The sequence below is a fragment of the Pseudomonas entomophila genome (assembly GCF_013523125.1).
Lineage (GTDB): Bacteria > Pseudomonadota > Gammaproteobacteria > Pseudomonadales > Pseudomonadaceae > Aquipseudomonas > Aquipseudomonas entomophila_B.
In genome coordinates this window covers 36,410-59,233 of record NZ_JAAMQJ010000019.1, presented here as the reverse complement: position 1 = coordinate 59,233, position 22,824 = coordinate 36,410, and the positions used below count along the sequence as shown (strand labels likewise).

The window sequence follows — 22,824 nt, the reverse complement described above, 5'->3', positions numbered from 1 at the left end:
GAGTTGGTGATGAAAGTTCGTGCATCGGTGAAAAAGCTGTGCCGCAACTGCAAGATTATTCGCCGCGAAGGTGTCGTGCGAGTCATCTGCAGCGCGGAGCCGCGTCACAAGCAGCGCCAAGGCTGAGTGTGATCCGCGTTACAAACCCAGCAGCTAGTGTGCTGCTGGGTTGATTAATCGTTTCTACAGCGATATCATCTTGCGCCCCATTTTCTTGGCTTCCGGGGCGTAGGTAGCTGTCAACTGGAGTTCCACTGAATGGCCCGTATTGCAGGCGTCAACATTCCAGATAACAAGCACACTGTTATCTCGCTGACCTACATCTATGGTGTCGGTCGCACAACTGCGCAGAAAATCTGTGCAGACGCTGGTGTCAACCCAGCCGCGAAGATCAAGGATCTGAGCGACGAGCAAATCGAAACCCTGCGTGGCGAAGTCGCGAAGTTCACCACCGAAGGTGACCTGCGTCGTGACATCAACATGAAGATCAAGCGCTTGATGGACCTGGGTTGCTACCGCGGCCTGCGTCATCGTAAAGGTCTGCCGGTTCGCGGTCAGCGCACCAAGACCAACGCACGCACCCGCAAGGGCCCGCGTAAGCCGATCCGCAAGTAACCGCCCGGGAATATAGACATGGCAAAACCTGCTGCTCGTCCTCGTAAGAAAGTCAAAAAGACAGTGGTTGATGGCATCGCCCACATCCATGCGTCTTTCAACAACACCATCGTGACCATCACCGACCGTCAGGGCAACGCATTGTCCTGGGCGACCTCCGGTGGTTCGGGTTTCCGTGGTTCGCGCAAATCCACCCCGTTCGCCGCGCAGATCGCTGCAGAACGTGCTGGTCAAGCTGCGCTGGAATACGGTCTGAAAAACCTCGACGTCAACGTCAAGGGTCCAGGTCCGGGTCGTGAGTCCGCTGTGCGTGCACTCAACGGCTGCGGCTACAAGATCGCCAGCATCACCGACGTGACGCCAATCCCGCATAACGGGTGCCGTCCGCCGAAGAAGCGTCGCGTGTAATCAGGAGACAGATAAATGGCACGTTACATTGGTCCAAAATGCAAACTGTCTCGCCGTGAAGGCACTGACCTGTTCCTGAAGAGCGGCGTTCGCGCTCTGGAATCGAAGTGCAACATCGAAGCAGCCCCAGGTGTACACGGCCAGCGCCGTGGCCGTCAGTCCGACTACGGCACCCAGCTGCGCGAGAAACAAAAAGTTCGTCGTATCTACGGTGTTCTGGAGCGTCAATTCAGCGGTTACTACAAGCTGGCTGCCTCGAAAAAAGGCGCCACCGGTGAGAACCTGCTGCAACTGCTCGAATGCCGTCTGGATAACGTCGTCTACCGTATGGGCTTCGGTTCGACTCGCGCCGAATCCCGTCAGCTGGTATCGCACAAGGCGATCAGCGTCAACGGCAAGACCGTGAACATTCCATCCTACCAAGTTCGTCCGGGTGACGTGGTCGCCGTTCGCGAGAAATCGTCGAACCAGCTGCGCATTGTTCAAGCCCTTGAACTGTGCGCCCAGCGTGGCCGCGTTGAGTGGGTAGACGTGGATGCTGCCAAGAAGTCGGGCGTTTTCAAGAACGTGCCTGCTCGCAGCGACCTGTCCGCCGACATCAACGAAAACCTGATTGTCGAGCTCTACTCCAAGTAAGGGCTAGAAAATAGGTGCATCCATGCAGATTTCGGTAAATGAGTTCCTGACACCCCGCCACATCGATGTGCAGGTGGTCAGTCCAACCCGCGCCAAGATCACGCTCGAGCCTCTCGAGCGTGGCTTCGGCCATACCCTGGGCAACGCGCTGCGCCGCATCCTGTTGTCCTCCATGCCTGGCTGTGCAGTAGTCGAGGCCGAGATCGATGGCGTACTCCATGAGTACTCCGCGATCGAAGGTGTACAGGAAGACGTCATTGAAATCCTGTTGAACCTGAAAGGCCTGGCTATCAAGCTGCACGGTCGTGACGAAGTTACGCTGACCTTGTCGAAAAAGGGTTCGGGGGTGGTTACCGCTGCCGATATTCAGCTGGATCACGATGTCGAGATCGTCAATCCCGATCACGTGATCGCGAACCTGGCGTCCAACGGCGCCCTGAACATGAAGCTCACCGTAGCTCGTGGTCGCGGTTACGAGCCGGCCGACTCCCGTCAGACCGACGAGGATGAAAGCCGCAGCATCGGTCGTCTCCAGTTGGACGCGTCGTTCAGCCCTGTGCGTCGTATCGCCTACGTGGTTGAAAACGCCCGTGTCGAACAGCGCACCAACCTGGACAAGCTGGTCATCGATCTTGAGACCAACGGCACCCTGGATCCTGAAGAGGCCATCCGTCGTGCCGCGACCATCCTGCAACAGCAGCTCGCTGCGTTCGTCGACCTCAAGGGTGACAGCGAACCGGTCGTTGTGGAGCAGGAAGACGAGATCGACCCGATCCTGCTGCGTCCAGTCGACGATCTGGAACTGACCGTACGTTCGGCCAACTGCCTGAAGGCGGAGAACATCTACTACATCGGTGACCTGATCCAGCGCACCGAAGTCGAGCTGTTGAAAACTCCGAACCTCGGCAAGAAGTCCCTGACCGAAATCAAGGACGTCCTGGCCTCTCGTGGTCTGTCTCTCGGCATGCGCCTCGACAACTGGCCGCCCGCAAGCCTTAAGAAAGACGACAAGGCGACTGCCTGATCGTCGTAATCACCGAACGCAGTGTTTGGTAAGGAATGAATCATGCGTCATCGTAAAAGTGGACGTCACCTGAGCCGTACCAGCTCCCACCGCAAAGCCATGTTCCAGAACATGGCGGTGTCGCTGTTCGAGCACGAGCTGATCAAGACTACCCTGCCGAAAGCCAAGGAGCTGCGTCGCGTTGCCGAGCCGCTGATCACACTGGCCAAGGAAGACAGCGTTGCAAACCGCCGTCTGGCTTTCGACCGTACCCGTTCGAAGTCTGCCGTAGGCAAGCTGTTCAACGATCTGGGCAAGCGTTACGCTGCCCGTCAGGGTGGCTACCTGCGCATCCTGAAGTGCGGTTTCCGCGCTGGCGACAACGCCCCTATGGCGTACGTCGAACTGGTTGATCGTCCAGTCGGTGGTGCTGTAGAAGCCGCTGAATAAGACGTCAGTCTGTTACAAGGAACCGGGCCTCGCGCCCGGTTTTTTGTGTCTACAGCAATTACAAAAAGCTATCGATCTTAGAAGGTCAATGAATTAGTTCTGTAAGGCTGGATTGCCGATACTGACGCCAAGCCGTCATTACCGGCACCGTCCGTCAAGCAGGAGCCTTCATGAGCCAGATTCTTACCACCGCCAGCGGTGCCCCCGTCGCAGATAACCAGAATTCCCGCTCTGCCGGGCCACGCGGTCCACTGTTGCTCGATGATTTCCACCTGCTCGAGAAACTGGCCCACTTCAATCGGGAAAACATCCCTGAGCGCCGTGTGCACGCCAAGGGCTCAGGCGCCTATGGCACCTTCACGGTCACCCAGGACATCACTGCGCTGACCAGCGCGCGTCTGTTCGCCGAGATCGGCAAGCGCACCGAGATCTTCCTGCGCTTCTCCACGGTAGGCGGTGAGCGCGGCTCTGCCGACACCGAACGTGACCCGCGTGGTTTTGCCATCAAGTTCTACACCGAGGAAGGCAACTGGGACATCGTCGGCAACAACACCCCCGTATTCTTCATCCGTGATCCTCTGAAGTTCCCGGACTTCATCCACACCCAGAAGCGGCACCCCCAGACCAACCTGAAAAGCGCGCAGATGATGTGGGACTTCTGGTCGCACTCACCCGAGGCCCTGCACCAGGTCACCATTCTGTTTTCCGACCGCGGCATCCCTGACGGCTACCGTCACATGCACGGCTTCGGCAGCCACACCTATAGCCTCATCAACAGCACCGGTGAGCGCACCTGGGTGAAGTGGCACTTCAAGACGCAGCAGGGCATCAAGAACCTGTCGCCTGCCGATGCCGCGCGTTTGGCGGGCACCGAGCCGGACTACGCGCAGCGTGACCTGTTCGACGCCATCGAGCGTGGTGACCATCCACGTTGGACGGCCTACGTGCAGACCATGAGCGAGGCTGAGGCCCAGGCCCGCGCAGAGAATCCGTTCGATGTGACCAAGACCTGGTCGCAGAAAGACTATCCGTTGCAAGAAGTGGGCATCCTGGAGCTCAACCGCAACCCGCAGAATTACTTCGCCGAAGTCGAGCAAGCCACCTTCGGCCCCAGCAACATGGTGCCTGGGGTCGGGCTGTCGCCGGATCGCATGCTGCAAGGCCGTGTGTTCGCCTATGCCGACGCACATCGCTACCGTGTTGGCACCAACCACCAGCAGCTGCCCGTCAACGCGCCTCGCAGCCCCGTTCACAGCTACCAGCGTGACGGCGCCATGGCCTTTGGCAGCAATGGTGGCGCGGCGCCGAACTACGAGCCCAACAGCTATGCCGATGCGCCCAAGCAGTCGCCGCGTCACGCAGAGCCTGCGCTGGCCCTGTCGGGCAGTGCGGACCGTCACGATCACCGTGAAGACCGTGACTACTTCAGTCATGCCGGTGCGCTGTTCCGCCTGATGACAGTCGATCAGCGAGCGTTGCTGATCAGCAACATTGCCGGCGCCATGGCGGGTGTCAGCCTCGATGTCGTGCAGCGTCAGCTGCAGTACTTCTACCAGGCCGATCCGGCGTACGGAGAAGGTGTCGCACGAGCATTGGGTGTCTCGCTCGACTGAGTCTAAATGATAAGAATAACCGCCCGCATCCGGGCGGTTTTTCAATGCATATCACTACTGTTTGCAGAATTTAATCCGCGCGATCACGTCTTTTTCAGTGACCTGAGGGCTCACCTGGTTCACACTGTGTGCATCATTGTCATTGTGGAGCACCAGGGTCATGCAAGGTCACCCGGACGTAATCGACTACCTCAACACGTTGCTGACGGGCGAACTGGCGGCACGTGATCAATACTTCATCCACTCGCGCATGTACGAAGACTGGGGCTTGAGCAAGCTCTACGAACGTATCAACCACGAGATGGAAGAAGAGACGCAACATGCCGATGCCTTGATGCGCCGAATCCTGATGCTCGAAGGCACCCCACGCATGCGTCCGGATGATCTGGATATCGGCACCACCGTGCCGGAGATGCTGGCTTCCGACCTGCGCCTGGAATACAAGGTGCGTGCCGCACTGTGCAAGGGCATCGAGCTGTGCGAACTGCACCGTGACTACGTCACCCGCGACATCCTGCGCGTGCAACTGGCGGACACCGAAGAAGACCACGCCTACTGGTTGGAGAAGCAGCAAGGGCTGATCAAGTCGATCGGCTTGCAGAACTACCTGCAATCCCAGCTGTAACCGCTTTACTGGGCGCCCAGGGCAGGGTGCACGGTAACGCGTGACACGAAAGCCGTCGCTCCCTCACAGGGCGACGGCTTTTGCGTTCACTCAGGCGCGATCGCGTTCCAGCAGCGGCTTGAGGTAGTGGCCCGTGTAGGACTGCTTCATCTCGGCCAACTGCTCGGGGGTGCCGCTGGCGATGATCTGCCCGCCCTTGGAGCCGCCTTCGGGGCCCAGGTCGACCAGCCAGTCGGCAGTCTTGATCACGTCCAGGTTATGCTCGATGACCACCACCGTGTTGCCATGGTCACGCAGCCGGTGCAGTACGTCCAGCAATTGCTGGATGTCCGCGAAGTGCAGCCCTGTCGTGGGTTCGTCGAGGATGTACAGGGTCTTGCCCGTGTCACGCTTGGACAGCTCGCGCGACAGCTTGACCCGCTGCGCCTCGCCCCCTGACAGGGTCGTGGCCGACTGCCCCAGCTTGATGTAGGACAGGCCCACGTCCATGAGGGTCTGCAGCTTGCGCGCCAGCGCGGGCACCGCGTCGAAGAAGCCGCGGGCGTCCTCGATGGTCATTTCCAGCACATCGTGGATGTTCTTGCCCTTGTACTTGATCTCGAGCGTCTCGCGGTTGTAACGCTTGCTCTTGCAGACGTCGCACGGCACGTAGATATCGGGCAGGAAGTGCATCTCGACCTTGATCAGCCCGTCGCCCTGGCACGCCTCACAGCGCCCGCCCTTGACGTTGAAGGAGAACCGCCCGGGGCCGTAGCCCCGTGAGCGCGACTCCGGCACACCGGCGAACAGCTCGCGGATCGGCGTGAACAGCCCTGTGTAGGTGGCCGGGTTGGAGCGAGGCGTGCGACCGATCGGGCTCTGGTCGATGTCGACGACCTTGTCCAGGTGCTGCAGGCCATCCATGCTGGCGTGAGGTGCGGCCTCCAGCGTGCTGGCGCCATTGAGCGCGGTCGCGGCCAGGGGGAACAGGGTGTTGTTGATCAGCGTCGACTTGCCCGAACCGGACACGCCGGTCACGCAGGTCAGCAGCCCGATCGGCACTTCCAGGTCGACGTTCTGCAGGTTGTTGCCGCGCGCGCCCTTGAGCTTGAGCGACAGCTTCTTGTTGCGCGGCGTACGCTTGCCAGGCACGACGATCTTCTTGCGGCCGGACAGGTACTGGCCGGTCAGCGAGTCAGGGTGCTCCATGACCTGCTGAGGCGTGCCTTCGGCGACGATGCTGCCCCCGTGCACGCCGGCGCCGGGGCCGATGTCGACCACGTAGTCAGCCAGACGAATGGCGTCCTCGTCGTGTTCGACCACAATCACGGTGTTGCCCAGGTCGCGCAGGTGATTGAGCGTCGCCAGCAGGCGATCATTGTCACGCTGGTGCAGACCGATGGAGGGCTCGTCGAGGATGTACATCACCCCCACCAGGCCGGCGCCGATCTGGCTGGCCAGGCGGATACGCTGCGCTTCGCCGCCGGACAGGGTATCGGCGCTGCGGTCCAGGGTCAGGTAGTCGAGCCCGACGTTGACCAGGAACTGCAGGCGCTCGCAGATCTCCTTGAGGATCTTCGAAGCGATCTCGCCCCGGCGCCCGGTCAAGGTCAGGTCGCCGAAGTAAGCGCTCGCATCACCGATCGGCAGGCTGGTGACGGCCGGCAGGGTTTTCTCGCCTACCCAGACATGACGTGCTTCGCGACGCAAGCGCGTACCCCGGCAATCAGGGCAGGGCTGGGTGCCCAGGTACTTGGCCAGCTCCTCACGCACGGAGGTCGACTCGGTCTCGCGATAGCGGCGCTCCAGGTTCGGGATGATGCCCTCGAACGGGTGCGAACGCTTGACGATGTCGCCACGGTCATTCAGGTACTTGAAGTCGACGTTCTGCTTGCCGCTGCCGTGCAGGATGACCTTCTGGTGGTCGGCCGACAGTTGCCCGAAGGGCTTGTCGATGCTGAAGCGGTAGTGCCCGGCCAGCGAGCCGAGCATCTGGAAGTAGTACACGTTGCGCCGGTCCCAACCGCGGATCGCGCCTTCGGCCAGGGTCAGTTCGTTGTTGATCAGGCGCTTGGTGTCGAAGAACTGCTTGACCCCCAGGCCGTCGCAGGTCGGGCAGGCCCCGGCCGGGTTGTTGAAGGAGAACAGCTTGGGTTCCAGCTCACTGATGGCATGGCCACAGATCGGGCAGGCGAAGCGCGCGGAAAAGATGGTCTCTTCTCCGGCCTCATCGTCCATGGGTGCGACCAGGGCGATGCCGTCGGCCAGCTTGAGCGCGGTCTCGAAGGATTCGGCCAGACGCTGCTGCAGGTCCTCGCGCACCTTGAAACGGTCCACGACCACATCGATGCTGTGCTTCTTCTGCTTGTCGAGCTTGGGCAGCTCGTCCATCTCGTACAGCTTGCCGTTGATCCGGGCGCGCACGAAGCCCTGCGCGCGCAGTTCGTCGAACACGGCCAGGTGCTCGCCCTTGCGCTCGCGGATCACCGGCGCCAGCAGCATGAGCCGACGACCTTCCGGCTGTTCGAGCACCAGGTCGACCATCTGGCTGACCGTTTGCGCTTCCAGCGGGATATCATGGTCGGGACAGCGCGGCGTCCCTACGCGGGCATAGAGCAGGCGCAGGTAATCATAGATCTCGGTGATGGTGCCGACGGTGGAGCGGGGGTTGTGGGAGGTGGATTTCTGCTCGATGGAGATTGCCGGCGACAGCCCTTCGATGGTGTCCACATCGGGCTTTTCCATCATCGACAGGAACTGCCGGGCATAGGCCGACAGCGATTCCACGTAGCGTCGCTGACCCTCGGCGTAGAGCGTGTCGAACGCCAGGGAAGACTTGCCGGAACCGGACAGACCGGTGATCACGATCAGCTTGTCGCGCGGCAGGGTCAGGTCGATGTTCTTCAGGTTGTGGGTGCGTGCCCCACGAATCAGGATCTTGTCCACTGCGGCCTCGCTTGGCGGGCATAAACGACGAAGTATACGGCGCACGGCCATCACGCGGCAAAGCGTCGCGCAGATGCCGTCAAGCTGTCGGACTGATAGAATTCCTGCCGGTTCATATGAGGTTACTCCATGCACGACGCTCCCCATGATCGCATGAGCGGCAGCGAAACCCGCGCCGCCAGCGGCCTGGCCCTGGTCTTCGCCTTCCGCATGCTGGGCATGTTCATGGTGCTGCCGGTCCTGGCCACCTATGGCATGGACCTGGCAGGCGCGACGCCGGCGCTGATCGGCCTGGCCATCGGCGCCTACGGATTGACCCAGGCGGTGCTGCAGATCCCCTTCGGGATGGTGTCCGACCGGATCGGTCGTCGTCCGGTCATCTACGCTGGCCTGGTGCTGTTCATTCTCGGCAGCCTGCTGGCGGCCCAGGCCGATTCCATCTGGGGCATCGTCGCCGGCCGCGTCCTGCAGGGGGCGGGCGCCATCTCGGCGGCGGTCATGGCCCTGCTGTCGGACCTGACCCGCGAACAGCACCGGACCAAGGCCATGGCCATGATCGGCATGAGCATCGGTCTGTCGTTCGCCGTGGCGATGGTCGTAGGTCCGTTGCTGACCCGCGCGTTCGGATTGTCCGGCCTGTTCCTGGCCACGGCGGCGCTGGCGGTGGTCGGCATCGGCCTGATCGCCTTCGTGGTGCCGGCCGGCCACAGCGTGCTGCAACACCGTGAGTCCGGCGTGGCCCGGCAGGCCCTGGGGCCGACCTTGCGCAACCGGGACCTGCTGCGCCTGGACCTGAGCATCTTCATCCTGCACGCCATCCTCATGGCCAGCTTCGTCGTCCTGCCCCTGGCCTACGTCGAGCGCGGCGGGCTGCCCAAGGAGCAGCACTGGTGGGTGTACCTGACGGCCTTGCTGGTCTCATTTTTTGCAATGATCCCGTTCATCATCTACGGCGAAAAAAAGCGCAAGATGAAGCGTGTGCTGCTCGGCGCGGTCAGTGTCCTGCTGCTGGTGGAGCTGTTCTTCTGGCAGTGGGCTGACAACTTGCGCGGACTGGTGACGGGCACCGTGGTATTCTTCACGGCCTTCAACCTGCTGGAGGCATCGCTGCCTTCGTTGGTCAGCAAGGTATCGCCTGCGGGCGGCAAGGGCACGGCCATGGGGGTGTATTCCACCAGTCAGTTCCTCGGCGCCGCCCTGGGGGGCATCCTCGGTGGCTGGCTGTTCCAGCACGGTGGCCTGGGGGCGGTGTTCCTCGGCTGCGCGGGGCTTTGCCTAATTTGGCTGCTCGCGACGCTGGGCATGAACGAGCCGCCCTACGTGACCAGCCTGCGCCTACCGTTGTCGCCTGGCGCAGTGAGCGAGGCCGGATTGACCACGCGCCTGATGGCCGTGCCGGGAGTGACCGATGCCGTAGTGGTAGAGGAAGAAGCTGCCATCTACATCAAACTGGATACGAAAATTTTGGATCGCGCGACCCTCGAGCGTCTGGTAGACCCGACCTCGACCGCGCGTGAAGCCTAGGAGAACGTTATGGCCCGTGGGGTTAACAAAGTCATTCTGGTCGGTACCTGCGGCCAGGATCCCGAAGTCCGCTATCTGCCCAACGGTAACGCCGTGACCAACCTGAGCCTGGCGACCAGTGAGCAGTGGACCGACAAGCAGTCCGGTCAGAAGGTCGAGCGCACCGAGTGGCACCGCGTTTCCCTGTTCGGCCGTCTGGCCGAGATCGCTGGCGAATACCTGCGCAAGGGTTCTCAGGTGTACATCGAGGGCAAGCTGCAGACCCGCGAGTGGGAAAAGGACGGCATCAAGCGCTACACCACCGAAATCATCGTCGACATGCAGGGCAGCATGCAGCTGCTGGGCGGCCGTCAGCAGAACCAGGACGGTGGTGGCAACTACAACCAGGGTGGCGGCAACTACAACCAGAGCCAGAACCAGAACCAGGGTGGCAACGAGTACAACCAGGCCCCGCCACGCCAGCAGGCCCAGCGCCCGCAGCAGGCGCCACAGCGTCCGCAGCAGCAACCGGCGCCTCAGCAGCAGCCGGCGGCCGATTTCGACAGCTTCGACGACGACATTCCGTTCTGAGTCCAGCCGTCAGGCATCGCGCCAGACCAAAAACCCGGGGCCTTTGCTCCGGGTTTTTTATGCCTGCTGTGAGGAAGCGCGAAAACACTCTGGCGAAGACATGAAGTCGTCTGAAGAAACTTCTTTTTTCACTGTAGGTGGCTTCTGAATGTGCGCTTGAGCCCCCCACTTGCTGCGGCAATTGCTTAGCATCCAGACTTTCAAGGGAGTGGATCATGCAATCGAAAAATGAAGCCTTCGACCGAATAGAAGTCAAGCTGGATGCAGTGGTAGGCAAACACCGTATTCCAAGATTTTGCGAACTTTATGCGCTCTATCTTGGCGGTTGTAGAAAAAGTGATGCCTACGTGGGCGGAATCCTGATTGCAACAGGTGCTGCTATCGCCTTATTGATCCTGCTTGTCCTGGCCTTCGATCCATCAGCGGGCCGCTATTCCCGCTCCACCGGTCTCTTTTGGCTCGGGTATGTACGCCTGTATGCAGGGCCCCTCTTTATCGCAGACGGTGCGCTATTCACCTTGGGTTGTCATCTGTACGCCCATAAAGCCGTGGGGCCCATAGATTTTTGACGTCGGTGTACACACTTACCGCTCCAGAAGGGCAGCTGCCTATGGGCGAGATGCAAATTCGGTACGTGGGGGGCGACTATTTCGTCATAACCGCGGATGAAGAAAACCTGGACGCGTGCACACCTGAGGACCGGCCACCTTCATAATTGGCTGCGCGTGCAGGGATCAACGTAGGGTACTCAGGCATCATCGGGCCTGGCAGGTGCGTCCGATTGACTCTCTGAATCACGTGGCGCCGACGAGTTATTGAGAATTTTTACGTCGAAGATCTGCTCGATCACTTGCCTAGGGCCTTGATTGAGGCTCCACGTGAAGATGACCAGCACTCCCAGGAGCAGCACAAAAATGATCGAGGCTACTACTCCCTGGGAAACGCCTAGCCAAAAGCTTGGCTTGTAGCCTCTAATCGCATCGGTCGTCTTGGTCTCGTAATACTGCTCGAGTGCTTCAGCTCTGGTTTCCAAGGAGATCGTCAAGAAATCTTGGGCCAGTTTGTCCGCTTGGTCGCGATAGGCCTGTAATTGAAAGCTCGAGTTACTGACTTCGTGAAAGTGGGAGAGGTCAGCATCTGTAGGATCTCGGCGATGCTTAGCCTTGAACGTTTTGATGAATTCGATTTTCTGCCACTTGTAGAGCGAGTAGGCGATGATGCCCAGAATGTCGTCTTCGTTCTTGACCAGTTCGGTGTAGATGAAGTTGTAACCACCGTTCTCCATAGGCCTTACGCTTTCCTCAAGCGTGCCGAAGCAATCTCGAAGGCAGACCGAATTTCATCTGTGCTCTGACGCGTGCTGTAGATGATGTCGCCTACTTCCAGCGGAAGTGTACGGCGAGTCCCGTCCCGGCGTTTGGCAAGTTTGGCGTTGGCCTCGACGACCAATTGATCCGAGAAAAACACCTTGGATTTCATGAGTCTGTACCTCTGTGCTCTTGGCGTCCAGCATAGCACCAATGCTGCCCTCGAACGACAGCGCTGGGGCGTCCGTCCAGCAGGCAGCTGCGCGGGTACAGGGAAGGGTAGTCGATGGGGCACGTGAGGCGCGTTTGCCTCCAGCATCCTGCTTGGTCGAGCGGCAGGGTGCCGAGCAAGTATCTATCTTGTATGTGGCCTATGCAGCGTACCCTCCAGTAGATCGGTTGCAGGCAGCGCTCAGGCGCGCTCGCCGCACAGGTCCAGCCCGAACCAGTGCTCGCAGTCCTTCGTATCCAGCCCTGCACCCAGCAGGGCGAACAACTTGGCCAGCGCTGCCTCGCGGGTCATGCCGCCCCCACTGATCAACCCGGTATCGCGCAACCGACTGCCGGCTTCGTAGGTGTCGAACTGCACCGCGCCTTCCGGGCATTGGCTGATGGCCGCGATGACCACGCCATCGTGGTGCGCTTCGCTCAAGGCATCGAGCAGGCCCTGGTCTTCCGACGGGCCGGTGCCACTGCCGTAGCACTCCAGCAGCAAGCCCTGCACGCCACTGGCCAGCACGGCGCGCACATGAGCGGCGCGTACGCCGGGGAACATCGGCATCACCGCCAGGTTGACGGGCTGGCGGCGCTGGCGGTAGCTCAGCACGGCAGGCACCGCGTCGGCCGTCTGGCCATGGCGTTCACGGGGCAGTGCGGCAAAGGCGTCGAAGGCCTCACTGCGCAGCTTGGAAGCCCGGCAGCCGTGCAGCAGCGTGCCGTGGAAATAGAGCTGCACGCCCTCGTCCACACCACGCTCGAGCACGCGCAGTGCGCCGCACAGGTTGTCCCAGGCGTCGCTGTCGGGCACGCCCGCCGGCAGCATCGAGCCGGTCAGCACGACCGGTACCGGCAAGCCGAGCAGCAGGAAGGACAGGGCAGCAGCGCTATAGGCCAAGGTGTCGGTGCCGTGCAGCACCAGCACGCCATCATGCCCGTCGCGCTCGACGGCCTTGACGATGGCGTCGCGCATGGCCAGCCAATTGGCCTGTTGCATGTTGGCGCTGTCGATCAGCGGGTCGAGCTCACGCAGGGTCCAGCTCAGTCGAGGGGCCTCGCTGCAGCTGGCGAGGTAGTCGCGCATCCGCGCCTCGAAGCCGCCCGCAGGTGCCAGGCCTGCCGGTGTCTCGAGCATGCCGATGGTGCCCCCGGTATAGAGGACGAAGAGATTCTTGACTGCACGCATGGCGCATTCCGTAGCAAGAAAAGCGAAGAGAGGCAGCCGCCCGCGGACGGGGCGGCTGGTGCAGAGGCTGGATCAGTGGCGGGCGTGTGCCGGTGCCGGTGCCGTCACCGTATCCGCCGGGGTGTCGACGGTCGGGTTGGCCGGCCAGGCCGCGCGGTCCAGGTTCAGGTCCTGGAACTTCGCCGAGTCGAACACCGGCTGCTTGATGCCAGCACGGCGCTGGTCGTCATAGTCGCGCATCACCCGCAGGCCGACCTTGAACAGCAAGGCCAGGGCGATCAGGTTGACGAAGGCCAGGCAGGTCATGGTGATGTCGGCGAAGGCGAACACGGTCGACAGATCCTGCGTCGAGCCCCAGATCACCAGGACCAGCACCAGGACGCGGAAGCCCATCAGCACAGCGCGGTTGCGGGTCAGGAACTGCAGGCTGTTTTCGCCCAGGTAGTAGTTGTAGAGGATGCAGGTGAAGACGAACAGCGACAGCGCGACGCTGACGAAGATACGGCCCCAGTCACCGACCACGGCGGCCAGGGAGTTCTGCGTCAGAACGATGCCGTCCCCTTCGAAGCCAGGGGTGTAGAAGCCCGACAGCAGGATCAACAGCGCGGTGCAGGTGCAGATCACGAAGGTGTCGAGGAACACGCTGAACGCCTGCACCACGCCTTGTGCACCCGGGTGCTTGACGGCGGCCACGGCCGCGACGTTCGGGGCACTGCCCAGGCCGGCTTCGTTGGCGAACACGCCACGCTTCACGCCCATGACGATGGCGCTGCCCAGCAGGCCGCCGAAGGCAGGGTCCAGGCCGAAGGCGCTCTTGAAGATGGTTTCCAGCATGGCCGGCACGTGTTCGATCTGGGTGCCGATCACGTACAGAGTCACGCCGATGTAGGCCATGGTCTTGATCGGAACCAGCAGGTCCGAGACCGAGGCGATGCGCTTGATGCCACCGATGAAGGTGATGGCCAGCAGCACGGCCAGCACGATGCCCGTGTGGGTCGGCTCGAGGGCGAAGGCGTTCTGCAGCGAATGGGTCACGGTATAGGACTGCAGGCCGATGAAGGCGAAGCCATAGGTGACCAGCAGCAGGAGCGAGAAGACGATCGCCATGCCTTTGAATTTCAGGCCGTGCAGGATGTAGTAGGCCGGGCCGCCGCGGTACAGGCCGTCGCCGTCGGCGCGCTTGTAGACCTGGGCCAGGGTGCATTCGAAGAAGCTGCTGGCCATGCCCACCAGGGCCGTGACCCACATCCAGAACACGGCACCAGGGCCGCCCAGGGTCACGGCGATGCCGACACCTGCGATGTTACCGGCGCCGACGCGACCGGCCAGGCTGAGCATCAGTGCCTGGAAAGAACTCAGTTGGCCTGCCTGGCCGCGCAGCGATTCCTTGAAGACGCCGAACATGTGGGCAAAGTGGCGGAACTGCACGAACCGCGAGCGGATGGTGAAGTAGCTGCCGAGTCCGACGATCAGCACGATGAGGAGTTTCCCCGAGAGGAAATCGTTGAGCGCATCAAGCATGGAAGAACCTCGATTCTTATTCTCTTGGCATGGAAAATCGGCACGACGCAGGCGCGCCGATGCCATGGGGCGCATGGTTGGGCATGACAAGTGCAGTTACAATTTCGCGGCTTGCTCTGAATTGATGCGACTTGATGCTATGATGGCGCCCATAGCATCACCCGGACGCCCACGATGAGCGAACATTTCGCCGCCAATCTCAAACTGGCGTGCAGCCATTACCGTTCCATTTCCGAGGTCTGCCGACAGCTGTCGATCAACCGTGCCCAGTTCAACAAGTACCTCAGCGGGCAAAGCCAGCCTACGCCGTACAACCTCAAGCGCATCGGCGACTTCTTCGGTGTCGAGGACTACGAGCTGAGTTTGCCTGGCGAGCAGTTCGCCCAGCTGTTCGGCGCGCGCCAGGCCGCGCCGGCGACCACACCGGACGGCGATCCGATCAGCGAGCTGTTCAAGCCCCTGCACGCCCATGCGGGCAACCTGTCGCGCTACTGTGGGTATTACTTCGAGTACTCCAATTGCCTCTCGGTCCCCGGCATGATCCTGCTGTCGCTGGTGCACCTGCGCGAAGAACGGGGCGCGTTCGTGTTCGAGCGCCAGGAACGCCAGGAGCGCACCAGCAGCACCGACGTGCAGGCCGAGGACTGGGTGCGCTGCCGCTACCTGGGCGCGGCCTTCCAGTTGCAGGACCGCCTGTTCCTCGTCGACTACGAGTCGCTGACCTTCAACGAGATGAGCCAGACCATCCTCATCCCCAGCTTCAAGAGTCGCATCACCCGGCTCAATGGCCTGAAAGCCGGGGTGTCCAGCGGCGATCGACGCAATCCGGCCTGTACCCGGGTGGTCTGGGAGTACCTGGGTACCGAGATCAACCGCATCAGCACCTACCGCCAGGTCAAGCTGTACCGCCCTGACGACCCGCGCATCGACGACGACGTGCGCGCGCGGCTGAGTGCCAGACCCTCGAGCAACGGGCTGTTCGAAGTGGAGTGACCGGCCGCGGGCGGTGTGCGATGAGGCGGGCCGCCAGGGTTGCGCTCCGCGGAAAAGAACCCGCAAAATGGCTGCTTTCTCTAACCACCTGTCCGGATCTGCTGACTCTATGCGAATGCGCCTGATGCTGTTGGGGGGTGGAAGTGCCCTGGGGCAATCGCTGATTCGCCTCGGTGCCGAGGAAGACATCCAGTTTCTGGCGCCCAGGCCGCCCGATCAGGAGTGGGACGCCGCGAGCCTGACGCAGCTGCTCGACGATCATCGTCCCGATGCCCTGGTCAACCTGGCCTACTACTTCGACTGGTTCCAGGCCGCGTCGGTCAGCGAACCGCGCCTGGCGTTGCAGGAGCGTGGTGTCGAGCGCCTGGCCGAGCTGTGCCAGCACCACCAGATCACCCTGGTCCAGCCTTCCAGCTACCGGGTCTTCGACGGCTCGCGCGCCACGGCGTACAGCGAGAAGGACGAGCCGGTGCCGTTGGGCTTGCGTGGCCAGGCGCTCTGGCGTATCGAGCAAAGCGTACGTGCTGCCTGCCCACAGCATGTGCTGCTGCGCTTCGGCTGGTTGCTCGACGACAGCCGCGACGGCGTGCTCGGGCGCTTCCTGACGCGTGCCGAACAACCCCACGAGCTGTTCCTGGCCGACGACCGACGCGGCAACCCGACGCCGGTGGACGACGCTGCGCGGGTGATCCTGTCGGTGCTCAAGCAGCTCGACTGCGAAGCGCCGCTCTGGGGCACCTACCACTACGCCGGCAACGAAGCGACCACGCCGCTGGCACTCGGCCAGGCGATCCTGGGCGAAGCGGCGCAATGGCAGAAACTGGCCATCCAGGCGCCGACCGCCCAGGCCCACGCCGCCCGTGCCGACGCCAGCGAAGAGCCTCAGCACGCGGTGCTGGCCTGCAAGAAAATCCTCCACACCTTCGGCATCAAGCCACGCGCCTGGCGCGCCGGCCTGCCTTCTCTCCTGGATCGGTTCTATCGACATGGCTGACGCGCCCATTCTGATCACCGGCGGTGCCGGCTTCATCGGCTCGCACTTGAGCGACGCGTTGTTGAGGCAGGGCCATGCGGTCCGTATCCTCGACGACCTGTCCACCGGCAAGCGCGACAACCTGCAACTGCACGATCCCCGTCTCGAGCTGATCGAAGGCGATGTGGCCGATGCAGCGCTGGTGGCGCGTGCCATGCAGGGCTGCCAGGCGGTGGTGCACCTGGCAGCGGTGGCATCCGTGCAAGCCTCGGTCGACGACCCGGTACGCACCCACCAGAGCAACTTCATCGGCACCCTGAACGTCTGCGAGGCGATGCGCGTCCATGGCGTCCGGCGCGTGGTCTTCGCCTCCAGCGCGGCGGTCTACGGCAACAACGGGGAAGGTCAGTCCATCGTCGAGGACACGCCCAAGGCGCCACTGACCCCCTATGCGGTGGACAAGCTGGCCAGCGAGCAATACCTGGATTTCTATCGCCGGCAGCATGGGCTGGAGCCGGTCGTGTTCCGCTTCTTCAACATCTTCGGGCCGCGTCAGGACCCGTCCTCGCCGTACTCCGGCGTGATCAGCATCTTCGCCGAGCGTGCCAGCAAGGCGGTGCCGATCACCGTGTTCGGCGACGGCGAGCAGACGCGCGACTTCTTCTACGTGGGAGACCTGGTCAAGCTGCTGGTGCAGGGGCTGACCTTGCCGACGGTGGAGGAGGGCGCCATCAACGTCGGCCTGAACAAGGCCACCTCGTTGAACCAGCTATTGGCGGCGCTGGGCGAGGTGCTGGGTGGGTTGCCTGCGATCAGCAACGGCCCAGCGCGCTCGGGTGACATCCGGCATTCGCGGGCAGACAACCGGCGTCTGCTGACGCGTCTGCGCCTCGAGGAGCCCACCCCACTGGTGGAAGGCCTGGCGCTGCTGCTGGGACGCTGATCGCCCGCTTCGGAAATGGAGGCGGCGTGCCGGGCACGCCGCGTACCGCGCTTAGAACTTGTAGCCGACACCGACCATGTAGACCCACGGGTCCACTTCCACGTTGACCTTGGTCTTGCCCACGCCAAGGGCGCTGGGGCCATCGATCGAGGCCTTGGTGTTGATGTCCACGTACCACACGGCCGCGTTCACCAGCAGGTGGTCGGTCAGCATGTAGTCCATGCCCAACTGCCCGGCCAGGCCGACCGAGTCCTGCATCTTCAGGTTACGGAAGCCCTGGGCCTTGCGCGTGCTGCTGAGGTCTTCGTCGAAGAACATCGTGTAGTTGATGCCGATGCCCGCATAGGGCTGGAAGCGCGACGACGCATCGAGCGGGTAGTACTGCAGCGACAGGGTCGGCGGCAACTGCTTGATGTCCGCCAGCTTGCCGTCCAGGCCGCCGCCCAGCCCCTTGACCCCGACCGTGTGCTGGAACGGCGTGGCGGCCAGCAGCTCGATCCCGACGTGCTCGGTCAGCATGTAGCCGAGGGTCAGGCCCAGCTGCGTGTCACTGTCCAGGGTCGCCTTGGTGCCGGAGACCTTGGCGCCGTCGAGCTTCAGCTCGCCGCTGTCTTCGTTCGGTGCGGTGACGATGGCGCCGGCGCGCAGGATGACGTCACCCGGTTGATAGGCATGCGCCACGGGCGCCGCGAGCGCCAGGGCAACGAGCGAGGCGCCGAGCAGGGACTTGTTCATGGGGGCTCCAGAAAGGACGTGAATAATCGAGGGGCCCCATGGTAAGGATGCGACCGCGCCAAACGTTTGATCCAGCTCAAGGAACTGGGTCTAAACCGCGGCGTAGACGCTATTTCAGCTCGTAGGCGTAGATTTTTTCGGCCTCCATCTGGTAGCCCGCCTGCGCCAGCTCGCTGGCGACCGGTTTCACCTGCATCCGGCCTTCGATCCAGTAGGGCTGGTAGAGGTCCTCGAGGCGCACGCCCATTTCGCTGACCACGTGCACGATCTGGTTGGCCGGCGGCGGTGGCACATGGATACAAGCGCCATAATAGGGCACCAGCAGAAACTCCGTGGTTCGTCCTTCCTCGCTCACCTCCAGTGGCACGATGTAGCCCGGCAGCTTCACCGTCTGGCCGTCGAGTGCCTTCACCACCGGTGCATCGGGTGCCGGTTGCTGGGCGGCCGGCGCCCCTTCGCCGGCCAGCGCGCTGCCCAGTTGCGACAAGTCATGCAATGGCGCCATCTGCGGCACGATGACCGGAGCGCCTTCGGGAATCAGCTGCGGCCAGTCCAGTTCGCGGGGCTCTGCCGCCCAGAGCGGCGCCATGACCAGGATCAGTACCAGCGATAGTGCACCGCGCATGAGGCCCCTCACAAATGGATGGACAGGCCATCGGCCAACGATTGCCGGTAGGCTCGCCAGGCCGGCACGCTGCCCATCAGCAGGGCCGCGCCCAGGATGATACCGAGCAAGCTCCATTCGTGGGCGCTCGGCCAGGCCAGTGGCAGGAATAGCCCATACTGGGCCTGCACGTACCCTTGCGCCAGTGCGATGCCGACGTAGAGCAAGGCCAACCCTGCCAGGATGCCGGCCAGGGCCAGTGCCAGTGCCTCGAGCACCAGCAACCCGGCAATGTGCCAGGGGCGGGCACCGACCGAACGCAGGATGGCCATTTCCCGACGCCGCTCGTTGAGGCTGGTGAGAATGGCCGTGAGCATGCCGATCAATCCGGTCAGCACCACGAACAGCGACACCACGAACAGCGCCTGCTCAGCCGTGCCCATCAGGCTCCACAGCTCCTGCAGGGCCACGCCGGGCAGGATGGCCAGTAATGGCTCGCCGCGGAACTCGTTGATCTCGCGCTGCAAGCTGAACGTGGCGATCTTGCTGTTCAGGCCCAGCATGAAGGCCGTGATGGCGGTCGGCTGCAGGTCCATGGTGCGGGCCTGGTCGGCGCTGATCCGACCCGCGCCCCGTGCAGGCACACCGTTGTGCCAATCGACATGAATGGCTTCCATGCCGGCCAGGCTGATGTGCAGGGTGCGATCGACCGGGGTGCCGGTGCGCTGCAGGATACCGACCACCGTGAAGGGCTTGTCGTCATGCTTGACCAGGCTGATCGCCGCCACCCCGTGGGCCAGCACCAGTGTGTCGCCCAGCGAGTAGTGCAGCGCCTCGGCCACCTCCGCGCCAAGCACCACCTCGAACGGATCGTCGGCGAAGGGGCGGCCCTGGGCGAGGTGCAAGGGCTGCTGGCGCGCATAGCGGTAGTGGTCGAAGTAGGCGCCCGTGGTGCCCATCACGCGATAGCCACGGTGCGAATCGCCCAGGGAGATCGGGATGGCCCATTTCACCCGCGGATCATTGGCGTAATGGGTGTAGCTGTCCCAGCGGATGTTGTTGGTGGCGTTGCCGATGCGAAAGACCGAGTACAGCAGCAGGTTCACCGACCCCGAACGCGCGCCGACGATCAGGTCGGTGCCGCTGATGGTGCTGGCGAAACTGGTACGGGCTTCGGTGCGCACCCGTTCGACCGCCAGCAGCAGGCACACCGACAAGGCGATGGCGAAGGCGGTCAGAAACGCGGTGAAGCGCCGATTGGCCAGGCTGGCCAAGGCAAGACGGAGCAGGTACATCAAACCTCCCGGGACACGGCCGCGCGATTGAGCTCGGCCAGGGACAGATGACGGTCGAACAACGGAGCCAGGCTCTGGTCATGGCTGACGAACAGCAGGCTGGCGCCAGCTGCCCGGCATTCGGCGAACAGCAACTGAAGGAAGGCTTCGCGCGTATTGGCATCCAGTGCCGAGGTCGGCTCATCGGCGATGACCAGCTCGGGCTGGCCAATCAAGGCGCGCGCAGCCGCCACCCGTTGCTGCTGGCCGATCGACAGGTTGTCGGCGCGTCGCGTCTGCAGCGCTTCATCCCCCAGCCCCAGGTGCGCCAGCAGCGCGGACGCGGCACGCTCCACGCTGCCGTGTCGTTGCGAGGCACGTTCGGCCCGGCTGCGCGAGAAGCGACAGGGCAGCTCGACGTTTTCACGCACCGACAGGAACGGCAGCAGGTTGAACTGCTGGAAGATGTAGCCGGTGTGGTCGACCCGGAACCGGTCTCGGGCGCCTTGACCCAGTGACTCCAGCGGCTGCCCGAGCAGGCGAACGCTGCCGCGGTCGGGTCGGTTGACGCCTCCTAGCAGGCCGAGCAACGTGGTTTTCCCGCTGCCACTGGGCCCCTTGAGGAACAGGGTTTCGCCTGCCTGCAGGTCGAACGCGGCGATGTCCAGCAGAGGCGGCTGACCTGGCCAGGCAAAGGACAGGTCACGCAATTCGATCAGCGGCGTGTCCATTCAGAAGGCGACCGTGGCCTGGGTCGCGGTCGCTTCCTGCCCTTTCTGGCCATTGGGGCCGATGAGCTGGACGTGCAGCGTGCGCGTGGCCGGGAACTGCTGGAACAGAGGCGCCAGGTCGAGCTGGGTCAGGGCGCCCGGCGTGGTGCAGGTCAAGGCGTAGTGGGCGTGGATGTCGCTATGCTCGTGCTCGTGCTCGTGCTCATGTGCATGCGCGTCGGACTTTTCGTGTTCATGGTCATGAACGGCCGGTGCCTGGCCGAAAAGAGGGCTTTCCAAGGTCTGCTGCGTGAGATCGCAGCCTGCGGCGGCATCCAGGGTGAACAGGGACGATGGGTCGGCCAGTCGCTCACGCACACGGGCCACTGTGGCCTTGTCCGCGTCAGAGGTGGCGGCATGCTCGAAGCCCACCAGGTTCATCGCCGGACTGTCCAGTTCCAGTTCGAGCGTGTTGCCATCGAGGGCCACGTCCAAGCGGGCGACCCCGTGCTCGTGGGCGCCAAGGGTACCGTGTTCGTGGTCATGCGCGTCGTGCGCGACGGCGGCGGTCAGGGGCAGCAACGCAAAAGGCAGGGCAAGCAACAGACGGCGCATGGAAAGACTCCGGGCACGGTAGGATGTTACGTGATGTTATAACAAGTTTGGCGCAAGTGGCCAGTGCGTCTGGTGCCTGTGACCCGCGCGTGGGAGCATGCCCTTCATTCGCGAACAGGAGGAACGACGCATGAGAATTCGAGGCCAGATCGGGCCATGGCCGGTGGACCTGACGATCGACCTGGACCCTGCCGAATGGGTGCAGTTGAAGGCGCAAGGCGAGGTGGCGACCTCCAGCCCGGTCGCTTCGTCACCGCCAACGCCGGTGCAGCGGCCGGATGACGCGCAATGGCAGGCGGCCTGCGCCGTGCTGGCCCAGGCCGGGCAGATGGCCGGTCCCGCCTTGCTGGAGCGCCTGGAGGGGCTGGCCGGCAGTATCGCTGCCGGCAAACGCCTGCTGGTGCGGCTGCGCCACAACCCCAATGTCCGTGTGGAGAGCGGCGTGGATGCGCCGATCTACCACTGGGTCGAGTGAGCGATCAGTACAGGGCAGCGAACAGCTTGCGTCGGTAGGTGCCGACCAAGGGGTGATCGTTGCCCAGCAGCTCGAACACCTGCAGCAGCGACTTGTGCGGCAAGCCTTCGCCATAGCCCCGGTTGCGCTGGAACAGCTTGAGCAGGCCTTCGAGGGCTGCTTCGTACTGCTGGCGCGCCAGTTGCTGGATGCACAGCTGGTAGGCGGCTTCGTCATCGTCCGGGTTCTGCGCCAGTCGCGCCTTGAGGTCGGCGGCTTCGGGCAGGCTGGCGGCCTGGCGCAGGAAGGTCAGCTGGGCCTTGGCCCCGGCCAGTGCAGCCTTGTGTTCGTCGGTCTTGACCGCGTCCAGCACCGTTTGCGCTTCATCCAGTTCATTGCGCTCGGCCAGGCAGCGGGCGTAATAGATCAGGGCTTCGGCGTTGGTGTTGTCTTCGCCCAGCAGTGCGACCAGGAGCGCTTCGGCCTCGGCAAAGCGGCTGTCGGCGAACAAGGCCTTGGCCTGTTCCAGTGGCGAGGCGGCAGGCGCTTCAGGCCGTTGCACGTGAGGCTCGAGCAAGGCGCGGATCGCCGACTCCGGCTGGGCGCCCGAGAACCCGTCGACCGGTTGACCATCCTTGAACAGCACCACCGTCGGCAGGCTGCGGATACCCAACTGCGCGACGATCTGCTGCTCGGCGTCGCAGTCCATCTTGGCCAGCAGCAGCTCGCCCTGATAGTCCTCGGCGATCTTGGCCAGCAGCGGCATCAGCGCCTTGCACGGTGCACACCATTCGGCCCAGAAATCCACCAGGACCGGCTTGTGGAACGAGTTCTCGATCACCAGCTGTTCGAACGTGGCGTCGGTGGCATCGAAAATGTACGGCGTCTCTTGGCTCATCGCGGCTCTCGCAAATCCTTGAATGG

Annotated in this window: 26 protein-coding genes; 15 read left to right on the top strand and 11 right to left on the bottom strand. The window is 62.9% G+C overall.

Translation table 11 applies throughout. The features are described from left to right. Window positions 1–9: 9 nt before the first annotated feature. From rpmJ to bfr, 8 genes are all read left to right on the top strand, one after another. Window positions 10–126 carry a 50S ribosomal protein L36 gene (gene rpmJ / locus G7007_RS12025; RefSeq protein ID WP_002555468.1) on the top strand — a complete coding sequence of 39 codons (117 nt, stop codon included), beginning with the start codon at window positions 10–12 and terminating at the stop codon, window positions 124–126. A 132-nt stretch (window positions 127–258) separates the two neighbouring features. Further along, entirely contained in the window at window positions 259–615 is a 357-nt protein-coding gene (gene rpsM / locus G7007_RS12020) for a 30S ribosomal protein S13 (protein ID WP_003255457.1), read from the top strand. Window positions 616–633: 18 nt separating this feature from the next. Then, window positions 634–1,023, top strand: coding sequence for a 30S ribosomal protein S11 (rpsK, locus tag G7007_RS12015; RefSeq protein WP_060392320.1), 390 nt, complete (start codon window positions 634–636; stop codon window positions 1,021–1,023). Between the two features lie 15 nt (window positions 1,024–1,038). After that, window positions 1,039–1,659 carry a 30S ribosomal protein S4 gene (gene rpsD / locus G7007_RS12010; protein WP_060392321.1) on the top strand — a complete coding sequence of 207 codons (621 nt, stop codon included), beginning with the start codon at window positions 1,039–1,041 and terminating at the stop codon, window positions 1,657–1,659. A 22-nt stretch (window positions 1,660–1,681) separates the two neighbouring features. Continuing rightward, on the top strand, window positions 1,682–2,683 hold the full coding sequence (locus G7007_RS12005; protein ID WP_003255452.1) for a DNA-directed RNA polymerase subunit alpha: 1,002 nt from the start codon (window positions 1,682–1,684) through the stop codon (window positions 2,681–2,683). A gap of 42 nt (window positions 2,684–2,725) precedes the next feature. Further along, complete coding sequence (rplQ, locus tag G7007_RS12000) at window positions 2,726–3,112, top strand: 50S ribosomal protein L17 (protein ID WP_060392322.1); 387 nt, start codon at window positions 2,726–2,728, stop codon at window positions 3,110–3,112. Window positions 3,113–3,282: 170 nt separating this feature from the next. Continuing rightward, window positions 3,283–4,725: a catalase gene (locus G7007_RS11995; RefSeq protein ID WP_181102031.1), complete on the top strand. Its 1,443-nt coding sequence runs from the start codon at window positions 3,283–3,285 to the stop codon at window positions 4,723–4,725. A gap of 160 nt (window positions 4,726–4,885) precedes the next feature. Beyond that, complete coding sequence (bfr, locus tag G7007_RS11990; protein ID WP_181102029.1) at window positions 4,886–5,350, top strand: bacterioferritin; 465 nt, start codon at window positions 4,886–4,888, stop codon at window positions 5,348–5,350. A 90-nt stretch (window positions 5,351–5,440) separates the two neighbouring features. On the opposite strand, the gene uvrA is transcribed toward bfr, so the two are convergent. After that, the gene (gene uvrA, locus G7007_RS11985) at window positions 5,441–8,275 is read right to left on the bottom strand and encodes an excinuclease ABC subunit UvrA (RefSeq protein ID WP_181102027.1); all 2,835 of its coding nucleotides are present in this window, start codon (window positions 8,273–8,275) and stop codon (window positions 5,441–5,443) included. A 129-nt stretch (window positions 8,276–8,404) separates the two neighbouring features. On the opposite strand from uvrA, the gene G7007_RS11980 reads away from it, so the two are divergent. The 3 genes from G7007_RS11980 (at window position 8,405) to G7007_RS11970 (ending at window position 10,938) form a co-directional block, all read left to right on the top strand. Further along, on the top strand, window positions 8,405–9,799 hold the full coding sequence (locus tag G7007_RS11980) for an MFS transporter (protein WP_181102025.1): 1,395 nt from the start codon (window positions 8,405–8,407) through the stop codon (window positions 9,797–9,799). Between the two features lie 9 nt (window positions 9,800–9,808). Further along, window positions 9,809–10,369, top strand: coding sequence for a single-stranded DNA-binding protein (locus G7007_RS11975; RefSeq protein ID WP_181102023.1), 561 nt, complete (start codon window positions 9,809–9,811; stop codon window positions 10,367–10,369). Window positions 10,370–10,584: 215 nt separating this feature from the next. Continuing rightward, window positions 10,585–10,938, top strand: a complete 354-nt coding sequence (locus G7007_RS11970) for a hypothetical protein (protein ID WP_181102021.1) — start codon at window positions 10,585–10,587, stop codon at window positions 10,936–10,938. Window positions 10,939–11,117: 179 nt separating this feature from the next. On the opposite strand, the gene G7007_RS11965 is transcribed toward G7007_RS11970, so the two are convergent. The 4 genes from G7007_RS11965 to G7007_RS11950 form a co-directional block, all read right to left on the bottom strand. Further along, the gene (locus G7007_RS11965) at window positions 11,118–11,654 is read right to left on the bottom strand and encodes a hypothetical protein (protein ID WP_258198558.1); all 537 of its coding nucleotides are present in this window, start codon (window positions 11,652–11,654) and stop codon (window positions 11,118–11,120) included. A 5-nt stretch (window positions 11,655–11,659) separates the two neighbouring features. Next, complete coding sequence (locus G7007_RS11960) at window positions 11,660–11,848, bottom strand: hypothetical protein (RefSeq protein WP_181102019.1); 189 nt, start codon at window positions 11,846–11,848, stop codon at window positions 11,660–11,662. Window positions 11,849–12,088: 240 nt separating this feature from the next. Then, window positions 12,089–13,078, bottom strand: a complete 990-nt coding sequence (locus G7007_RS11955) for an asparaginase (protein ID WP_181102017.1) — start codon at window positions 13,076–13,078, stop codon at window positions 12,089–12,091. Between the two features lie 72 nt (window positions 13,079–13,150). Then, on the bottom strand, window positions 13,151–14,599 hold the full coding sequence (locus G7007_RS11950; RefSeq protein WP_181102015.1) for an alanine/glycine:cation symporter family protein: 1,449 nt from the start codon (window positions 14,597–14,599) through the stop codon (window positions 13,151–13,153). 174 nt (window positions 14,600–14,773) lie between these two features. On the opposite strand from G7007_RS11950, the gene G7007_RS11945 reads away from it, so the two are divergent. From G7007_RS11945 to G7007_RS11935, 3 genes are all read left to right on the top strand, one after another. Next, on the top strand, window positions 14,774–15,592 hold the full coding sequence (locus G7007_RS11945; protein ID WP_181102013.1) for a helix-turn-helix domain-containing protein: 819 nt from the start codon (window positions 14,774–14,776) through the stop codon (window positions 15,590–15,592). 109 nt (window positions 15,593–15,701) lie between these two features. Continuing rightward, window positions 15,702–16,586: a sugar nucleotide-binding protein gene (locus tag G7007_RS11940; protein ID WP_181102011.1), complete on the top strand. Its 885-nt coding sequence runs from the start codon at window positions 15,702–15,704 to the stop codon at window positions 16,584–16,586. Continuing rightward, entirely contained in the window at window positions 16,579–17,508 is a 930-nt protein-coding gene (locus tag G7007_RS11935) for an NAD-dependent epimerase/dehydratase family protein (RefSeq protein WP_181102009.1), read from the top strand. The genes G7007_RS11940 and G7007_RS11935 overlap by 8 nt, the downstream gene beginning before the upstream one ends. A gap of 51 nt (window positions 17,509–17,559) precedes the next feature. Here the strand turns inward: G7007_RS11935 and G7007_RS11930 are convergent, their stop codons facing one another. From G7007_RS11930 to G7007_RS11910, 5 genes are all read right to left on the bottom strand, one after another. Beyond that, window positions 17,560–18,243 (bottom strand): OmpW/AlkL family protein, encoded by a 684-nt coding sequence (locus G7007_RS11930; protein WP_181102007.1) that lies wholly within the window; start codon window positions 18,241–18,243, stop codon window positions 17,560–17,562. Between the two features lie 109 nt (window positions 18,244–18,352). Continuing rightward, on the bottom strand, window positions 18,353–18,868 hold the full coding sequence (locus G7007_RS11925) for a DUF3299 domain-containing protein (RefSeq protein WP_181102005.1): 516 nt from the start codon (window positions 18,866–18,868) through the stop codon (window positions 18,353–18,355). Window positions 18,869–18,876: 8 nt separating this feature from the next. After that, window positions 18,877–20,142: an ABC transporter permease gene (locus G7007_RS11920; RefSeq protein ID WP_181102003.1), complete on the bottom strand. Its 1,266-nt coding sequence runs from the start codon at window positions 20,140–20,142 to the stop codon at window positions 18,877–18,879. Beyond that, on the bottom strand, window positions 20,142–20,852 hold the full coding sequence (locus G7007_RS11915; RefSeq protein WP_181102001.1) for an ABC transporter ATP-binding protein: 711 nt from the start codon (window positions 20,850–20,852) through the stop codon (window positions 20,142–20,144). The genes G7007_RS11920 and G7007_RS11915 overlap by 1 nt, the downstream gene beginning before the upstream one ends. Next, window positions 20,853–21,446: a DUF2796 domain-containing protein gene (locus tag G7007_RS11910; protein ID WP_181101999.1), complete on the bottom strand. Its 594-nt coding sequence runs from the start codon at window positions 21,444–21,446 to the stop codon at window positions 20,853–20,855. Between the two features lie 130 nt (window positions 21,447–21,576). Here G7007_RS11910 and G7007_RS11905 point away from each other — a divergent pair, with 130 nt between their 5' ends. Then, on the top strand, window positions 21,577–21,921 hold the full coding sequence (locus G7007_RS11905; protein WP_181101997.1) for a hypothetical protein: 345 nt from the start codon (window positions 21,577–21,579) through the stop codon (window positions 21,919–21,921). A 4-nt stretch (window positions 21,922–21,925) separates the two neighbouring features. On the opposite strand, the gene trxA is transcribed toward G7007_RS11905, so the two are convergent. Next, window positions 21,926–22,798: a thioredoxin gene (trxA, locus tag G7007_RS11900; protein WP_181101995.1), complete on the bottom strand. Its 873-nt coding sequence runs from the start codon at window positions 22,796–22,798 to the stop codon at window positions 21,926–21,928. Between the last annotated feature and the right edge of the window lie 26 nt (window positions 22,799–22,824).

Bases quoted from the DNA above. Each gene is read 5' to 3' on its own strand.
- rpmJ (WP_002555468.1), top strand. From the start codon at position 10: ATGAAAGTTCGTGCATCGGTGAAAAAGCTGTGCCGCAACTGCAAGATT.
- rpsM (WP_003255457.1), top strand. From the start codon at position 259: ATGGCCCGTATTGCAGGCGTCAACATTCCAGATAACAAGCACACTGTT.
- rpsK (WP_060392320.1), top strand. From the start codon at position 634: ATGGCAAAACCTGCTGCTCGTCCTCGTAAGAAAGTCAAAAAGACAGTG.
- rpsD (WP_060392321.1), top strand. From the start codon at position 1,039: ATGGCACGTTACATTGGTCCAAAATGCAAACTGTCTCGCCGTGAAGGC.
- G7007_RS12005 (WP_003255452.1), top strand. From the start codon at position 1,682: ATGCAGATTTCGGTAAATGAGTTCCTGACACCCCGCCACATCGATGTG.
- rplQ (WP_060392322.1), top strand. From the start codon at position 2,726: ATGCGTCATCGTAAAAGTGGACGTCACCTGAGCCGTACCAGCTCCCAC.
- G7007_RS11995 (WP_181102031.1), top strand. From the start codon at position 3,283: ATGAGCCAGATTCTTACCACCGCCAGCGGTGCCCCCGTCGCAGATAAC.
- bfr (WP_181102029.1), top strand. From the start codon at position 4,886: ATGCAAGGTCACCCGGACGTAATCGACTACCTCAACACGTTGCTGACG.
- G7007_RS11980 (WP_181102025.1), top strand. From the start codon at position 8,405: ATGCACGACGCTCCCCATGATCGCATGAGCGGCAGCGAAACCCGCGCC.
- G7007_RS11975 (WP_181102023.1), top strand. From the start codon at position 9,809: ATGGCCCGTGGGGTTAACAAAGTCATTCTGGTCGGTACCTGCGGCCAG.
- G7007_RS11970 (WP_181102021.1), top strand. From the start codon at position 10,585: ATGCAATCGAAAAATGAAGCCTTCGACCGAATAGAAGTCAAGCTGGAT.
- G7007_RS11965 (WP_258198558.1), bottom strand. From the start codon at position 11,654: ATGGAGAACGGTGGTTACAACTTCATCTACACCGAACTGGTCAAGAAC.
- G7007_RS11960 (WP_181102019.1), bottom strand. From the start codon at position 11,848: ATGAAATCCAAGGTGTTTTTCTCGGATCAATTGGTCGTCGAGGCCAAC.
- G7007_RS11955 (WP_181102017.1), bottom strand. From the start codon at position 13,078: ATGCGTGCAGTCAAGAATCTCTTCGTCCTCTATACCGGGGGCACCATC.
- G7007_RS11950 (WP_181102015.1), bottom strand. From the start codon at position 14,599: ATGCTTGATGCGCTCAACGATTTCCTCTCGGGGAAACTCCTCATCGTG.
- G7007_RS11945 (WP_181102013.1), top strand. From the start codon at position 14,774: ATGAGCGAACATTTCGCCGCCAATCTCAAACTGGCGTGCAGCCATTAC.
- G7007_RS11940 (WP_181102011.1), top strand. From the start codon at position 15,702: ATGCGAATGCGCCTGATGCTGTTGGGGGGTGGAAGTGCCCTGGGGCAA.
- G7007_RS11935 (WP_181102009.1), top strand. From the start codon at position 16,579: ATGGCTGACGCGCCCATTCTGATCACCGGCGGTGCCGGCTTCATCGGC.
- G7007_RS11930 (WP_181102007.1), bottom strand. From the start codon at position 18,243: ATGAACAAGTCCCTGCTCGGCGCCTCGCTCGTTGCCCTGGCGCTCGCG.
- G7007_RS11925 (WP_181102005.1), bottom strand. From the start codon at position 18,868: ATGCGCGGTGCACTATCGCTGGTACTGATCCTGGTCATGGCGCCGCTC.
- G7007_RS11920 (WP_181102003.1), bottom strand. From the start codon at position 20,142: ATGTACCTGCTCCGTCTTGCCTTGGCCAGCCTGGCCAATCGGCGCTTC.
- G7007_RS11915 (WP_181102001.1), bottom strand. From the start codon at position 20,852: ATGGACACGCCGCTGATCGAATTGCGTGACCTGTCCTTTGCCTGGCCA.
- G7007_RS11910 (WP_181101999.1), bottom strand. From the start codon at position 21,446: ATGCGCCGTCTGTTGCTTGCCCTGCCTTTTGCGTTGCTGCCCCTGACC.
- G7007_RS11905 (WP_181101997.1), top strand. From the start codon at position 21,577: ATGAGAATTCGAGGCCAGATCGGGCCATGGCCGGTGGACCTGACGATC.
- trxA (WP_181101995.1), bottom strand. From the start codon at position 22,798: ATGAGCCAAGAGACGCCGTACATTTTCGATGCCACCGACGCCACGTTC.